12 protein-coding genes are annotated in these 14715 nt (G+C 66.5%); 11 read left to right on the forward strand and 1 reads right to left on the reverse strand.

What is annotated here, in order from left to right:
• Positions 1 to 23 precede the first annotated feature (23 nt).
• Positions 24 to 1055, reverse strand: coding sequence for a LysR family transcriptional regulator (locus WG924_RS09990; protein ID WP_345932881.1), 1032 nt, complete (start codon positions 1053 to 1055; stop codon positions 24 to 26).
• A gap of 253 nt (positions 1056 to 1308) precedes the next feature.
• Here WG924_RS09990 and chvE point away from each other — a divergent pair, with 253 nt between their 5' ends.
• The 11 genes from chvE to WG924_RS10045 all read left to right on the forward strand — a co-directional run bounded on the left by chvE (position 1309) and on the right by WG924_RS10045 (position 14678).
• Positions 1309 to 2352: a multiple monosaccharide ABC transporter substrate-binding protein gene (chvE, locus tag WG924_RS09995; RefSeq protein WP_345933240.1), complete on the forward strand. Its 1044-nt coding sequence runs from the start codon at positions 1309 to 1311 to the stop codon at positions 2350 to 2352.
• A gap of 51 nt (positions 2353 to 2403) precedes the next feature.
• Complete coding sequence (gene mmsA / locus WG924_RS10000; RefSeq protein WP_345932882.1) at positions 2404 to 4014, forward strand: multiple monosaccharide ABC transporter ATP-binding protein; 1611 nt, start codon at positions 2404 to 2406, stop codon at positions 4012 to 4014.
• Positions 4015 to 4024: 10 nt separating this feature from the next.
• On the forward strand, positions 4025 to 5263 hold the full coding sequence (gene mmsB / locus WG924_RS10005; protein ID WP_372044702.1) for a multiple monosaccharide ABC transporter permease: 1239 nt from the start codon (positions 4025 to 4027) through the stop codon (positions 5261 to 5263).
• A gap of 13 nt (positions 5264 to 5276) precedes the next feature.
• Positions 5277 to 6293: an AraD1 family protein gene (gene araD1 / locus WG924_RS10010; RefSeq protein WP_345932884.1), complete on the forward strand. Its 1017-nt coding sequence runs from the start codon at positions 5277 to 5279 to the stop codon at positions 6291 to 6293.
• 64 nt (positions 6294 to 6357) lie between these two features.
• Positions 6358 to 8100, forward strand: a complete 1743-nt coding sequence (gene araD / locus WG924_RS10015; RefSeq protein ID WP_345932885.1) for an L-arabinonate dehydratase — start codon at positions 6358 to 6360, stop codon at positions 8098 to 8100.
• 45 nt (positions 8101 to 8145) lie between these two features.
• The gene (locus tag WG924_RS10020) at positions 8146 to 9117 is read left to right on the forward strand and encodes a Gfo/Idh/MocA family protein (RefSeq protein WP_345932886.1); all 972 of its coding nucleotides are present in this window, start codon (positions 8146 to 8148) and stop codon (positions 9115 to 9117) included.
• Positions 9118 to 9358: 241 nt separating this feature from the next.
• Positions 9359 to 9694 (forward strand): hypothetical protein, encoded by a 336-nt coding sequence (locus tag WG924_RS10025; RefSeq protein ID WP_345932887.1) that lies wholly within the window; start codon positions 9359 to 9361, stop codon positions 9692 to 9694.
• Between the two features lie 15 nt (positions 9695 to 9709).
• Positions 9710 to 12232, forward strand: a complete 2523-nt coding sequence (gene leuS / locus WG924_RS10030) for a leucine--tRNA ligase (protein ID WP_345932888.1) — start codon at positions 9710 to 9712, stop codon at positions 12230 to 12232.
• Positions 12219 to 12743, forward strand: coding sequence for a class-II aminoacyl-tRNA synthetase family protein (locus tag WG924_RS10035; protein ID WP_345932889.1), 525 nt, complete (start codon positions 12219 to 12221; stop codon positions 12741 to 12743). Before leuS ends, WG924_RS10035 begins: the two co-directional genes overlap by 14 nt.
• 3 nt (positions 12744 to 12746) lie before the next feature.
• Positions 12747 to 13949 (forward strand): hypothetical protein, encoded by a 1203-nt coding sequence (locus WG924_RS10040; protein ID WP_345932890.1) that lies wholly within the window; start codon positions 12747 to 12749, stop codon positions 13947 to 13949.
• Between the two features lie 18 nt (positions 13950 to 13967).
• A complete protein-coding gene (locus WG924_RS10045; protein WP_345932891.1) occupies positions 13968 to 14678 on the forward strand; it encodes an SDR family NAD(P)-dependent oxidoreductase in 711 nt (236 codons plus the stop codon).
• The last annotated feature ends 37 nt before the right edge of the window (positions 14679 to 14715 follow it).

The raw sequence follows: 14715 nt of genomic DNA on the forward strand, positions 1-14715 counted from the left end.
GACCACATGACGCGATCTCTCGGCTAGGTCATCTGCGTTTCGATCCCACCTGCGTCAAGCTGCCGGGTAACCATGTCGTAGAGCACCTGGGCGGCCGGGGTCAGGCTGTGGCCGGCGGCGATCAGCAGGGCATAGGGCTCGACCGCGATCGGCTCGGCGATGGCGAGGGTGCGGATCGGGCCGTTCAGGCCCTGCGGGTCGCTGAAGAACCGGGCCACCGCGCTCGCGACCGGTGCCACGGCATTGGTCTGGTTCACGGTGACCGCCGTCAACAGGATCGACGAGGTGTTGAACACCTTGGCGGGCAGGGGCACCCCCTGGGCGACCAGAACCGTTTCCAGCATGGTGCGCAGCAGCGCGCCTTCCAGCGGGAACACCCAGTCATACTGCACCGTATCGGCCAGCCGTACCGCCGGCCGCCGCATCAGCGGGTGGCCGGCGCGCACGATCAGGCTGATCGGCTCAGGCCCGAACACCCGCTCGGCGTAAAGCTGTGGCGCATGGTGGCGCGGGCGCCGCGCCAGGGTGAAATCGAGCGTCCCATCCAGCAGCTTTTCGGCCAGAACGTCACTGGTCGCGACCTCGACATTCACAGCGATCCCCGGATAGCCGATCCGCGCCTTGCGGATCGCCGGCAGCACATGTTCGACCGCCGGCCCGGTGACCGCGCCGATATTCACCGTGCCGGCGGTGCCGCCGGCAATCTCGGCCAGTTCGCGGCCGGCCTGGCCGACCTCGTCGATCATCCGGCGCGCCCGGCCGGCGAAGGCCCGGCCGGACACCGTCAGCGCGATGCCGCGGCTGGTGCGTTCATACAGCGTCACCCCGGTGATCCGTTCGGCCTCGGCCGCCAGCCGCGAGGCTGCCGGTTGCGAGATCGCAAGCCCGGCGGCGGCGGCACTCATCTGCCCGGTGCGCGCCAGCTCGGCCAGAAGCCGCAGATGCGACAGCTTCAACCCCCGGCGCAGCAGCCGGTCGGCGGTTGCGGCCGGCGTGGCCACCGCCATGCCGCGATCGATGCCGGCCGGCAGGCCATCCTCCTTGTCGTTGTCCATAGCCTGCGTCCCCGTCCCGGCCGCCAAATCATATAACGATCCTGGTATATCATCCTCAGAAAAGCAAATTTGACTTGCATAACAAGTGGCGGGATCGTGGTGCATCTCGCCGGCCAGGGGAATGAGGGCCGGTGACATGAACGCGGCCGTGGTGCTGCGCCCAGACAACAAGACGTGGCATCGCACCAGCGGTGACCGGACGTCGGGGGAGGATATCTTGACGATCTTGAAGCGTGGCCTGGCAGGCATCGCCATGGCGTCGGCAGTGCTGTTCGGCGCCGGTCATCTGACGGAAACGGCGCAGGCGGCCGATAAAGGCTATGTCGGCATCGCGATGCCGACCAAATCCTCGGCGCGCTGGATCGCGGATGGCGCCAACATGGTGACCTATTTTGAGCAGGCGGGGTATCGCACCGATCTGCAATATGCCGAAGACGACATCCCGAACCAGTTGGCCCAGATCGAGAACATGATCGTCAAAGGCGTGGATGTTCTGGTCATCGCGGCCATCGATGGCACCACCTTGTCGCAGGCGCTACAGAACGCCGCCGACAGCGACATCAAGGTGATTGCCTATGATCGGCTGATCCGCGACAGCGGCAATGTCGATTATTATGCCACCTTCGACAATTTCCAGGTCGGCGTGCAGCAGGCGACCTCGCTGGTCGACGGGCTGAAGGCGCGCGGCGCGCCGCCTTATCACATCGAACTGTTCGGCGGCTCTCCCGACGACAACAACGCCTATTTCTTCTATGACGGCGCCATGTCGGTGCTGCGGCCGCTGATCGACAAGGGCGATATCATCGTCACCTCGGGCCAGCAGGGCATGGACAAGGTGGGCACGCTGCGCTGGGACGGCGCCGTGGCCCAGGCGCGGATGGACAACCTGCTCAGCGCCTATTACGTCGACCGCAGGATCGACGGCGTGCTGTCGCCCTATGACGGGCTGTCGATCGGGATTCTGTCGTCGCTGAAGGGACTGGGCTATGGCTCGGGCGACCAGAAGATGCCGATCGTGACCGGCCAGGATGCCGAGGTCCAGTCGGTCAAGTCGATCCTGGCGGGCGAGCAGTATTCGACCATCTTCAAGGATACCCGCGAACTGGCCAAGGTGACGGTGGCGATGGTCACGGCGGTGCTGAACGGTCAGGAACCCGAGGTCAACGACACCAAGACCTATGACAATGGCGTCAAGGTGGTGCCGTCCTATCTGTTGAAGCCGGTGCCGGTCGATGCCGGCAACTGGGAAAAGATCCTGATCGGCAGCGGCTATTATACCGCCGACCAGATCCGCTGATCGCCCGACGGATCACACACTGGCCGCTTCGGCCCGATCGGGGGGCAGATCGTGGACGCTCTGCTTGAAATGCACGGGATCACCAAGGCATTCCCGGGCGTGAAGGCGCTCGACAATGTCGATATCCGTGTCGGCCATGGCGAAATCCATGCCATCGTCGGCGAAAATGGCGCCGGCAAATCGACCTTGATGAAGGTGTTGAGCGGGGTCTATCCCCATGGCAGCTATGACGGGCGCATCGTCTTCGATGGCCGGGAACGCGCCATCCGGTCGATCCGCCAGTCGGAAGCGCTGGGCATCGTCATCATCCATCAGGAACTGGCCCTGGTGCCGCTGCTGTCGATTGCCGAGAACATCTTCCTTGGCAATGAATGCGCCGAGCGCGGCGTGATCGACTGGCCGGAAACCTTCCGGCGCACCGATGATCTGCTGGCCAGGGTGGGGCTGGCCGAAAGCCCGGGCACGCTGGTGACCCATCTGGGGGTGGGCAAGCAGCAGCTTGTCGAGATCGCCAAGGCGCTGTCCAAGAAGGTGCGGCTGCTGATCCTGGACGAGCCGACATCCAGCCTGAACGAAACCGACAGCGACGCGCTGCTGAACCTGCTGGTCGGGTTCAAGGCCCGGGGCATCTCGTCGATCCTGATTTCGCACAAGCTGAACGAGGTCGCACGGGTGGCGGACAGAATCACCGTGCTCCGCGACGGCGGCTCGGTGCGGGCGATCGATTGCAGCGGCGGCCCGATCGCCGAAGCCGAGATCATCCGCGACATGGTGGGCCGGGCGTTGAACGACCGGTTTCCGCCACGCACCGCACCGGCGCTGGCAACCGACGCGCCGCCGGTGCTGGAGGTGCGCGACTGGACGGTTCGCCACCCGCAGCATGCCGGACGGATCGTGGTCGATCAGGTCAGCTTCAAGGTCGGGCGCGGCGAGGTGGTCGGTATCGCCGGGCTGATGGGTGCCGGGCGCACCGAACTTGCGATGAGCATTTTCGGCCGGTCATGGGGGCGGTTCGCGGCGGGCGAGGTTCTGGTGGATGGCCGGCCGGTCAACGCCACCACGGTGCGGGCGGCGATCGATGCCGGCATCTGCTATGTGACCGAAGACCGCAAGCATTACGGCCTGATTCTGGACGAAACCATCCGGCGCAACATCTCGCTGGCCAATCTGGCCGGCATCGCCCGGCGGATGGTGGTGAACGACCACGCCGAAAGCCGGATTGCCGGCCGCTATCGTCGGCAGATGAACATCAAATCGCCGACCGTGGAACAGAAGGTTATGAATCTGTCGGGCGGTAATCAGCAAAAGGTCGTGCTGTCGAAATGGCTGTTCGCCGATCCGCAGATTCTGATCCTCGACGAACCCACGCGCGGCATCGATGTCGGCGCCAAGTATGAAATCTACAAGATCATCAACGAACTGGCCGCGGCCGGGAAGGGTATTCTGATGATTTCCTCGGAAATGCCCGAATTGCTGGGCATGTGCGACCGCATCCACGTGATGAACGAAGGCCGGTTGGTGGGTGAACTTGCCGCCGCCGAGGCGACGCAGGAGCGGATCATGCATATGATCGTCGGCCAGGGCCGGCGTCCGGATCAGGACCGGGCACAGGGTCAGGACCGGGCGCAGGTTCAGGACCGGGCGCAGGGGCAGGGTGGGTAGAGGCATGGCGATGGCACATGAAACCCGCGCGCCCGCCGCCGCCACCCCGGCCAGCCAGCCGCAGAGCTGGGGCGGCGCCCTGCGCGGCAATATCCGTCAATACGGCATCCTGATCGCCCTGCTGGTGATCATGGCCTTCTTCCAGGTGGTGACCGACGGCATCCTGCTGAAGCCGGTCAACCTGACCAATCTGGTGCTGCAGAACAGCTATATCATCATCATGGCGCTGGGCATGCTGCTGGTGATCGTCGCCGGCCATATCGACCTGTCGGTCGGGTCGGTGATGGGCTTCATCGGCGCGCTGGCGGCGGTGCTGATGGTGCAGTTCGGGCTGCACTTCCTGGTCGCCTCGGCGATCTGCCTGGCGGTGGGCTGCGTGATCGGCGCCGCACAGGGCTATTGGGTCGCCTATTTCCGCATCCCGTCCTTCATCGTCACCCTGGCCGGCATGCTGGTGTTCAAGGGTCTGACGCTGGCGCTGCTGCAAGGCCAGTCGCTGGGGCCGTTCCCGCGATCGTTTCAGTTGCTGAGTTCGGGCTTTCTGCCCGATCTGTTCGAGAGCATCGGCTTAGGCGGCAGCGGTCTGGGGCTGGGGCGGTTCAACCTGTTCTCGTTCGTCATCGGCTGTGCCGCCGCCGTGCTGCTGGTGGTGCTGTCGATCCGCAACCGCAAGCGGGCGATCGCCTATGGCGCCGCCAGCGAACCGCTGCTGTTCTTCGTGCTGCGCAACGGTTTCATCGCCGGGGCGATCATCTATCTGTCCTGGCTGATCTCGGCCTTCAAGGGCCTGCCGAACGTGCTGATCGTGATGGCGCTGCTGATCGCGATCTATGGCTTCATCACCAACCGCACCACCATCGGCCGGCGGATCTATGCCATCGGCGGCAACGAGAACGCGGCGCGGCTGTCGGGGATCGCCACCGAACGGCTGACCTTTCTCACCTTCGTCAATATGGGTCTGCTCTCGGCCCTGGCCGGGCTGGTCTTCGCGGCGCGGCTGAACACGGCCACGCCCAAGGCGGGGCTGGGCTTCGAACTGGACGTGATCGCGGCGGTGTTCATCGGCGGCGCGTCGATGAGCGGCGGCGTCGGCACCATCATCGGTGCGGTGGTCGGCGCCTTCATCATGGGGGTGATGAACAATGGCATGTCCATTCTGGGCATCGGCATCGACTGGCAGCAGTTGATCAAGGGCCTGGTGCTGCTGGCGGCGGTGATCTTCGATGTCTACAACCGAAAACGGGTCTGAAGGGACAGGAACCATGTATATCTCACAGATCCGCGATGCATCCGGCGGCACCCGCGTGGTGGTGCGCGAGGGCAGCGAAGCCTATGCCGTCGCCGGCGTCGACAGCGTTCGTGCCCTGGCGCTGGATGCCGCCCGCGCCGGCACCAGCCTGGCCCGGCGGATCGCCAGCCTGGGCGCCGGCGAGGCGGTGGACCTGGAGGCCGCCGCCGAGGATGGCCTGCTGCTGCCACCGGTCACCCATCCCGACCCGGCGCATCTGCATCTGACCGGCACCGGCCTGACCCATCTGGGCTCGGCGGCGGCACGCGATGCCATGCACAAGATGGAGGCCGGACAGCCCGACATGTTGGCGGAGGATGGCCCGATATCGGATTCCATGCGCATGTTCCGCATGGGGCTGGCCGGCGGGCGGCCGGCGGCGGGGCAGGCAGGCGTGCAGCCGGAATGGTTCTATAAGGGCAATGGCCATGCGCTGGTGGCGCCGGGCGGGGCACTGGCCCAGCCGGCCTTCGCCGATGACGGCGGCGAGGAGCCCGAAATCGCCGGGATCTATGTCATCGGCGATGATGGCACGCCGTTTCGGATCGGCTTCGCGCTGGCCAATGAATTCTCCGACCATGTGATGGAACGGGTGAATTATCTGTATCTCGCCCATTCCAAGCTCCGGCCCTGCGCGCTGGGGCCGGAAATTCTGGTGGGTGCTCTGCCGCCCGATATCCGGGGCATGTCCCGCATTCGGCGCGACGGCGCGGTGGCGTGGGAAAAGCCGTTCCTGTCGGGCGAGGCCAACATGTCGCACAGCATCGCCAATCTGGAGCATCACCATTTCAAATACGGGCTGTTCCGCCAGCCCGGCGATATTCACGTCCATATGTTCGGCACCGCCACCCTGTCCTTCGCCGACGGGTTCCAGACCGATGCCGGGGATGTGTTCGAAATCGACGCGCCCGCCTTCGGCCTGCCCCTACGCAACCCGCTGGTGCGGATGGCGAAACCGGCCGACGCCATGGTCGCGGTCCGCGCGCTCTGACCGGCGCCGTTTCTCCGGCCGGGCCTTTCATCATCATGGCGTCTCAGGTGGGAACCCCCGCATCATGACCTTCACCAAAGCCCCCTGGCCACGCCGTCTGCGGTCGGCCGAATGGTATGGCGGCAGCAGCCGCGACAACATCTATCACCGGTCGTGGATGAAGAATCAGGGCCTGCCGGCCGATCTGTTCGACGGCCGGCCGGTGATCGGCATCTGCAACACCTGGTCGGAACTGACGCCGTGCAACGCCCATCTGCGCGATCTGGCCGAACGGGTGAAGCGCGGGGTTTATGAAGCGGGCGGGCTGCCGCTGGAATTCCCGGTGTTTTCGCCTGGCGAAAGCTCGCTCAGGCCGACCGCGATGATGTATCGCAATCTCTGCGCCATGGATGTGGAAGAGGCCCTGCGCGCCAACCCGCTCGACGGGGTGGTGCTGATGGCCGGCTGCGACAAGACCACCCCGGCCTTGATGATGGGGGCATGCAGCGTCGACATGCCGGCGATCGTGGTCAGCGGCGGGCCGATGCTGAACGGCAAATGGCGTGGCGGCGATGTCGGATCGGGCACCGCCTTGTGGCAGATGAGCGAGGCGGTGAAATCGGGCGAGTTGACCCGCGCCGATTTCCTTGAGGCCGAACAGGCGATGTCGCGGTCGCCCGGCAGTTGCAACACCATGGGCACCGCATCGACGATGGCATCGATGGCCGAGGTTCTGGGCCTGGCCCTGCCCGGCAATGCCGCGATACCGGCGGTCGACAGCCGCCGGCGCGCCATTGCTCAGTTCGCCGGCCGGCGGATCGTCGACATGGTGAAGGACGATCTGAAGCCATCGGATATCCTGACCCGGACCGCGTTCGAGAACGCCATACGCACGGTTGGTGCGATCGGCGGATCGACCAACGCGGTGATCCATCTGCTGGCGATCGCCGGCCGGATCGGCGTGCCGCTGACGCTGGACGACTGGGACCGGGTGGGCCGCGACATTCCGACGATCGTCAATCTGATGCCGGCCGGCCAGTATCTGATGGAGGAATTCTTTTATGCCGGCGGCCTGCCGGTGGTGCTGAAAGCCCTGCTGGATGCGGGTCGGCTGGATGGCGATGCGTTGACCGTATCGGGCATGACCATGGCCGAAACCCTGGATGGGGTGACCAACTGGAATCCCGATGTCATCCGGCCATTGGATCAACCCCTGACGCCTGAAGGCGGTATTGCCGTGCTGCGCGGCAATCTGGCGCCGGCCGGCGCGGTGATCAAACCGTCGGCGGCATCGCCGCATCTGATGCGCCATCGCGGCCGGGCGGTGGTGTTCGCCGATATCGACGACTACAAGGCGCGGATCAACGATCCGGATCTGGATATCGACGAGACCTGCGTGATGGTGCTGCAGAATTGCGGGCCGCGCGGCTATCCGGGCATGGCCGAGGTCGGCAATATGGGGCTGCCGCCCAAGGTGTTGAAAAAAGGCATCAAAGACATGGTGCGGATATCGGATGCGCGCATGTCCGGCACCGCCTATGGTACGGTGGTGCTGCACACCGCCCCGGAAGCGGCGGTGGGCGGGCCGCTGGCGATCGTGCGCGATGGCGACATGATCGAGCTGGACGTGGCGGCGCGCCGGCTGCATCTGGACGTGCCCGATGACGAGATCGCCGCCCGTCTCGCCGGCTGGGAACCGGCGGTGGCACCGCCGGCCAGCGGCTATGCCCGGCTGTTTCACCAGCATGTTCAGGGCGCCGATACCGGTGCCGATTTCGATTTCCTGATCGGTGGTCGCGGGCGCGCGGTGGGCAAGGACTCCCATTGAGCGCGCCTCGCATTCCGACCCGTCACAACAGGGACACATGCTGTCATGTCCGGTAACACCTCCGCAACAACGCCCGGCACCGCCGGCCCGCGCCTTGGCCTGATCGTGGCCGGGCTGGGCAAGATCGCCCGCGACCAGCATCTGCCGGCCCTGGCCGGTTCGACGGCGGTGGATCTGGTGGCGACCGCCGATCCGCAGACCGCGGCCATACCCGGCGTGCCGCATTATCCGTCATTGGCCGCTGCGCTGGGCGCACATCCGGGCGCGGATGCGGTGGCGGTGTGCACGCCACCGCAATATCGCCATGCCGTCGCGGCCGAGGCCATCGCCGCCGGCCGGCATGTGCTGCTGGAAAAGCCGCCCGCGGCCACCCTGACCGAGATGGACGATCTGGTGGCACGTGCCGATGCGGCAGGTGTCAGCCTGTTCGCCACCTGGCATTCGCGCTTCGCCCCGGCGGTGGCACCGGCGGCCAGTTGGCTGGCGGGGCGGCACATCCGGCGGATCGCGGTGACCTGGAAAGAGAATGTCCGCCGCTGGCATCCGGGACAGGCCTGGATCTGGCAACCCGGGGGCATCGGGGTTTTCGACACCGGGATCAATGCCTTGTCGATCCTGACCGCCTTGCTGCCCGGCCGGCTGCATCTGCGTGCGGCCGATCTGGACGTGCCTGACAACTGCGCCATGCCGGTCGCAGTGCGTTTGCGCTTCGTCGACATCGATGGCGCCGAGGTCACGGCCGATTTCGACTGGCTGCTGCCCGATCCGCCGGTTTGGGAGATTGCGATCGACACCGATGATGGCCCGCTGGTGATGTCGGGTGGCGGCCGCCGGCTGATGGCCGGCGATCGGCTGCTGGTCGATGCGCCGGATGGCGAATATGCCGCGATCTATGACCATTTCGCGGCGCTGGTCGCGGCCGGTCGCTCGGATGCCGATGTCAGCCCGTTCCGGCTGGTTGCCGATGCCTTCATGATCGGCCGGCAGCGGCAGGTGGCCAGCTTTTCCGATACGTGACGAGGCCGTCCGACGTGTGACCGGGCCAACGGGGCCGTTCCGGGGGCCCGGCCCCGTTGCGGCAATAACTCACAATAAGGTAAGCTTATTGGACCTTACTGTCGCGGCGACCATGAGGGCTGCCGGTGGACATGGAGGTCCGCGATTATCGATCCTGGTGGGGTTGTTTGGGGTGGTATGTTCATGTGTGCTACATGCGTTTGACGGTGCCGCGTGCCATACCACTGAGCCGCCATCGCGGATGGCATGGCGCACCTCGAAGCGGCGGCGGCACGCGGCGGAGATGATCAGTCGCATCCGTTTCGACGAATTCTCGCGAGGCGTGCCGCCGACCACCCGCGAAGGCAGGCACCGGCTCCCCCCTGAGACGGTGGATGCCTATTGCGCGCGCATCCTGCAACGCCCGCATCTCACCAGCCTGAATGCGGCCGCGCGCGCGATGCTGGAGCGGAAATATCGCGCCTACATGGAATTATTCCGTAACAATCTGTCCTTGATGGGCTATACGGTCATGATGCTGCGCAAGAGTTCGTTCATTGAGGACGAAGAGCTTTTCGTGGGCGAACGCGCATCCTGACTCAACCGAGGATAGATGATGACGGTAACCGCGATCCCCGATACGTATGATCACCGCAACCGCGACCGGTTCTGGCAGGACCAGTGGCAGGCGGCGGGCAGCTTCGCCTGGCGCAACGACGCGTCCCGGCCGAAGTATTATGTCCTTGAGATGTTTCCCTATACCTCCGGGCGGCTTCATATCGGCCATGCCCGGAACTATTCGATGGGCGACACTCTGGCGCGCATGCAGCGGGCCCGCGGTTTCGACGTGCTTTATCCGATGGGCTGGGATGCCTTCGGACTGCCGGCCGAGAACGCCGCGGTGAAGTTCGGCACCCATCCCGGCACCTTCACCGCCCAGGCCACGGTGTCGATGAAGCGTGCCATGCACGATCTGGGGTTGAGCTATTCCTGGGCCAACGAGCTGTCGACCTGCAGCCCCGACTATATCCGCGCCCAGCAGGTGCTGTTCCTGCGCCTGCTCGACAAGGGCCTGATCCTGCGCGACACGGCTTATGTGAACTGGGATCCGGTGGAGCAGACGGTTCTTGCCAATGAACAGGTCATCGACGGCAAGGGCTGGCGTTCGGGTGCGCCGATCGTGAAGCGCCGCATTCCGCAATGGTTCTTCAACATCCGGTCCTATGCCGCCGAACTGCATGCCGGGCTCGACCGTCTCGACGGCTGGCCGGATGCGGTGCGCAACATCCAGCGGTCCTGGATCGGGCAGAGCGACGGCGTGGAGATCGACTTTCCGCTGACCGGCCGTGACGACCGGCAGATCACCGTCTTCACCACCCGCGCCGACACCGTGGCGGGCTGCACCTTCCTGGCGCTGGCGGCCGAACATCAGGCGCTCGACTGGCTGATCGACGATCCGGAGCGGCGCGAGGCGGTCTACCGGTTCCGCGACGACATCCTGAAGCAGACGGCCGAGGAACGCACCACCCAGGACAAGCGCGGGGTCGACACCGGCGTGACGGCGATCAACCCGCTGACCGGCGAGCCTGTGCCGGTGCTGGTGGCAAATTACGTGCTGGCCGATTACGGCGTCGGCGCCATCATGGGTGTGCCGGCCCATGACGAACGCGATCTGGATTTCGCCCGCGCCTATGACCTGGACGTCCGGCCGGTGATCCGTGCCGACGATGGTGATGGCGACGGCGATGCCGGCGTCCACACCGGCGAGGGCGTGATCGTGGCGCCGGGCACGCCGATCGACGGGCTGACGACCGAAGCCGGCCGCGCGGCCGTGGTCGATTGCCTTGCGCCGTCGGGCCGCGCCCGCCACAGCCGGCAGTACCGGTTGCAGAACTGGAGCATTTCCCGCCAGCGCTATTGGGGCAACCCGATCCCGATCATCCATTGCGCCGATTGCGGCGCGGTGCCGGTGCCGGAACGGGATCTGCCGGTGCTGCTGCCCCAGACGATCATCACCAGCGGCGAAGGCAGCCCCCTGTCACGCGACCAGGACTTCATGACCGTCGCCTGCCCGTCCTGCGGCAAACCCGCCCGGCGCGATCCCGATACCATGGATACCTTCGTCGACAGTTCCTGGTATTACATGCGCTTTCCCAGCCCCTATGCCACCGAACCGGTCGATAGCGCGATCTGCAACCGCATGCTGCCGGTCGACGTCTATATCGGCGGTGTGGAGCATGCGACGCTGCATCTGATCTATGCCCGCTTCATGACCAAGGCGCTGCGCGATCTGGGGCTGGTCGATTTCGACGAGCCGTTCCTGCGGCTGTACAATCAGGGCATGGTCAACGACGAGCTTGGCCGCAAGCAGTCGAAATCGCTCGGCAATGTGGTCGAGCCGATGAAGGTCATCGAGGAATTCGGTGCCGACGCGCTGCGGGTCTATCTGCTGTTCAAAACCAGCTACAACGCCGCGATCAACTGGGAAGACACCGGCCCGCGATCGGCGCGGCAGTATCTGGAACGTGTTCAGCGGCTGGTGCTTCGCCATCAGCCGCTGCTCTCGGCCTGTCCGGATGTTCTGGCGCCACCTGCCCTGGCCGCCGGCGGCGATCTGCGCCGCAAGGCGCATGAGACGATCGCCAAGGTCACCCGCGACGTCGAGAACTTCCAGTTCAACACCGCCATCGCGGCGCTGATGACCCTGACCAACGAACTCTATGCCGTCTCGGCCGATATGACGGAGGCGTCCGAGGACGCCCTGAAGAAAGACGGGCCGGTTTCAGACGATGCGCGGGTCTTCGCCGGCACGCTGCGCCTGCTGATCCGCCTGCTCGCCCCCTTCGCGCCCCATATCGCCGAGGAGCTGTGGCAAAGCGCCGGTCAGGACGGCCTGCTCGCCGATCTGCCCTGGCCCGAGGTCGATCCCGCGGCCCTGGTGGCGACGGTGATCCGTCTTCCGGTTCAGGTCAACGGCCGCACCCTGACCACGGTGGAATTCGCCCCCGATGTCAGCGTCGACGACATGGTGGCGACCCTGGTCGCCCGCCGTGACGTTCAAAGACGCGTCGGCGGGGGCCAGATCCGTAAGGTGATCCATGTCCCCAACCGCATCATCAACCTTGTTGTCGCCTGACCATCCGGCATGCGGCGCCCTGCGCCGCATCCTCGACGCATCGGGGTTCGAGGAGGTCGCCCCCTGTTTTCTGGTGCCGGCCCCCGGCCATGGCACGACCGCCGATGCCACCGCACCCTATTATCCGATCGAGACCACCACCCGGCGCGGCGGCCGGGTCTGCCTGCGCAGCCACGGCCGGGATTTCAACATCATTCCCGGCCGCTGGCGCCGGACCGGTCTGGTCCGGGTCTATTCGATCGGGCCGGCCGTCGATCATGATCTGATCGAGACCACCCTTGTGCTGGCCCAGTGCCTGCGCCCCGAAGCCGATCTGATGCGGCGGCTGACCACCGGCCTCGCCGCCGCCGGCCTTGAGGCGGAGATCCGTACCGGGCATCACGGCGACACGCCGTGCCTGTGGTTGTCGGCCGTGCTGCCACCACACCGCCCGGACGATGGCGCCGCGTCGGCGCGGATCTGGTCCCGGCCGGCCAGGACCGGCGCCGGCCTGCCGCACCGGGCGATCTGAGCCATGTCCCAGACCGGCAGTTCCTATGTGCCAGACCTGGTACGCGGCGGCGTCATCGCCGATGGCGGCTATGGCAAGGGCATGCCGATCATGCGCGCCTGGGGGCTGAAGCTTGCCGAGCGCATGGTCGCCCTGTTCGCCGACCGGATGGCCATGGGTCGCCCGATCCTGGTCAACCGCCCCGGCATGCTGGTGGAAGGCGACCGCTATCGGGCCGAGGTCGACACCTTCGGCGGCTTCGACTTTCTGTATGAACTGAACTGGGCCGGCCATGACGTGGTGGCCCGGCCGGATGGCGCGGTGGCCAATCTGGCCATGGCGGTGCGGTCACGGGCCGGCGGCGGGCCGGCGACGGTGCTGTCGTGTTTCCAGGGCTTCCGCGAGATCCGCGGCTGGACCCCACCCCTGTTCCGCGACCGGCTGATCTGGCCCTTCGTCCAGTTCAACGATCTGGTGCCGGCGGCAGAGGCCGGGGCCGAGACGGCGGCTTTGCTCGACCGCATGATCGGCTTCTTCGACACCCTCGCCCTGCCGGTGCGGATCATCGACATGGGGCCGTGGAAGAACTATGCCCGCCGGCTCTATAACGTCGTCGGTCATCTGGGCGATGGCAGCCCGACCACGCTTGCCATGATCTTCATCGTCGGCGACGCCTATCGCCATCATGCCGGCGTGCCCGAGGGGCTGGAGGCGTTCGACGCCGGGCTGACCGAAAAGGTGCTCTCGATGGTGCTGATGCGGCATCGCGACCAGGATGGCCTGTGCCTGCCCTCGGCGCTGGCCCCGATCCAGATTGCGGTCGAGGGCGACCCCACCGCCCTGCCCGACTGGTTGCGCCCCGGACTCGACACATTGCGGGTCGCGACGCCCGCCGGACGGGGCAACGGGCCCTGGCGGCGCCTGTGGCGCCAGGGGGTGCCCCTGCATCTGCGGGCCGGACGGCGCGGATTGCGGCTGCGCGAACGCTGTGGCGGCTGGTCGGATCTGACCCCCTCGGTCGATCTGCACGACCGGCTGGCGGCGCATGACGCCACACTGGCCGCGCGCGCGGTGGCGAGCGATCTGGGGCGGGCGACGCCGCCGTTTCTGGATCACGGCTCCGATGCGGGCCGGGGACGGACGGTTCCGGTGGCCGGCGTCAGCCGGCTGATGCCGGCTGCGGCCCGGACGCAGGCATTCGTGCTGCCCGACCAGCAATTCTATTGAGGCGGAGGAGAGCGACCGATGGCCCCCCGGCAACATCCTTGCGCGCTGGTGATCGGCGGCGGACGCGGCATCGGTGCCGAAGCCGCCTGCGCGCTGGCCCGGCGCGGCCATGACGTGGTGGTCGCGGCCCGCACCGCCAGCGAGCTGGATGCGACCTGCGCCCGTCTTGGCGATATCGCGCCGGACGGGCACCATCTGGCGATCACCTGCGACATCCGCCGCGACGATCAGGCCCGGGCACTGTTCCAACGCGTCGAGGCCGTCATGGGCCGGCTCGATCTTCTGGTCAATGCCCAGGGCGCCGCCATGCTGGGCAACACCGCCGGCACCACGCCTGCCGTGTTCGACGAGATGCTGACGGCCAATCTGTCTGGCGTGTTCCGGGCGGTGCATCTGGCCCGCCCGGCCCTGGCCCGCAGTCGCGGCACCATCATCAACATCATCTCACGCGCCGGCCGCCAGCCCTATCCCAACGCTCTGGCCTATGGCACGGCCAAGGCCGGGCTGGTCTATCTGACCCGCGCACTGGCCATGGATCTGGGGCCGGCCGGCATCCGGGTGCTGGGCATCAGCCCCGGCGCCGTGGCCACCCGGCTGCGCCGCGATGTCTTCCCCGACGAAGACCCGTCCCGGCTGATGCGGCCCGAAGCGGTGGCCGCTGCCCTGGCCGGCCTGCTCGACCCCGCTTTCGCCGATGCCGGCGGCACCATCATCGACCTTCCCTGGTAACGCCCTCCCCGTAGACGCCCCCCTGGTAGACGCCCCC

Source organism: Tistrella arctica, from assembly GCF_039630945.1.
GTDB classification, from domain to species: Bacteria; Pseudomonadota; Alphaproteobacteria; order Tistrellales; family Tistrellaceae; genus Tistrella; species Tistrella bauzanensis.

Coding starts and splice junctions, on each gene's coding strand:
- WG924_RS09990 (WP_345932881.1), bottom strand. CDS start 1,055: ATGGACAACGACAAGGAGGATGGCCTGCCGGCCGGCATCGATCGCGGC.
- chvE (WP_345933240.1), top strand. CDS start 1,309: ATGGCGTCGGCAGTGCTGTTCGGCGCCGGTCATCTGACGGAAACGGCG.
- mmsB (WP_372044702.1), top strand. CDS start 4,025: ATGGCACATGAAACCCGCGCGCCCGCCGCCGCCACCCCGGCCAGCCAG.
- araD1 (WP_345932884.1), top strand. CDS start 5,277: ATGTATATCTCACAGATCCGCGATGCATCCGGCGGCACCCGCGTGGTG.
- araD (WP_345932885.1), top strand. CDS start 6,358: ATGACCTTCACCAAAGCCCCCTGGCCACGCCGTCTGCGGTCGGCCGAA.
- WG924_RS10020 (WP_345932886.1), top strand. CDS start 8,146: ATGTCCGGTAACACCTCCGCAACAACGCCCGGCACCGCCGGCCCGCGC.
- WG924_RS10025 (WP_345932887.1), top strand. CDS start 9,359: ATGGCATGGCGCACCTCGAAGCGGCGGCGGCACGCGGCGGAGATGATC.
- leuS (WP_345932888.1), top strand. CDS start 9,710: ATGATGACGGTAACCGCGATCCCCGATACGTATGATCACCGCAACCGC.
- WG924_RS10040 (WP_345932890.1), top strand. CDS start 12,747: ATGTCCCAGACCGGCAGTTCCTATGTGCCAGACCTGGTACGCGGCGGC.
- WG924_RS10045 (WP_345932891.1), top strand. CDS start 13,968: ATGGCCCCCCGGCAACATCCTTGCGCGCTGGTGATCGGCGGCGGACGC.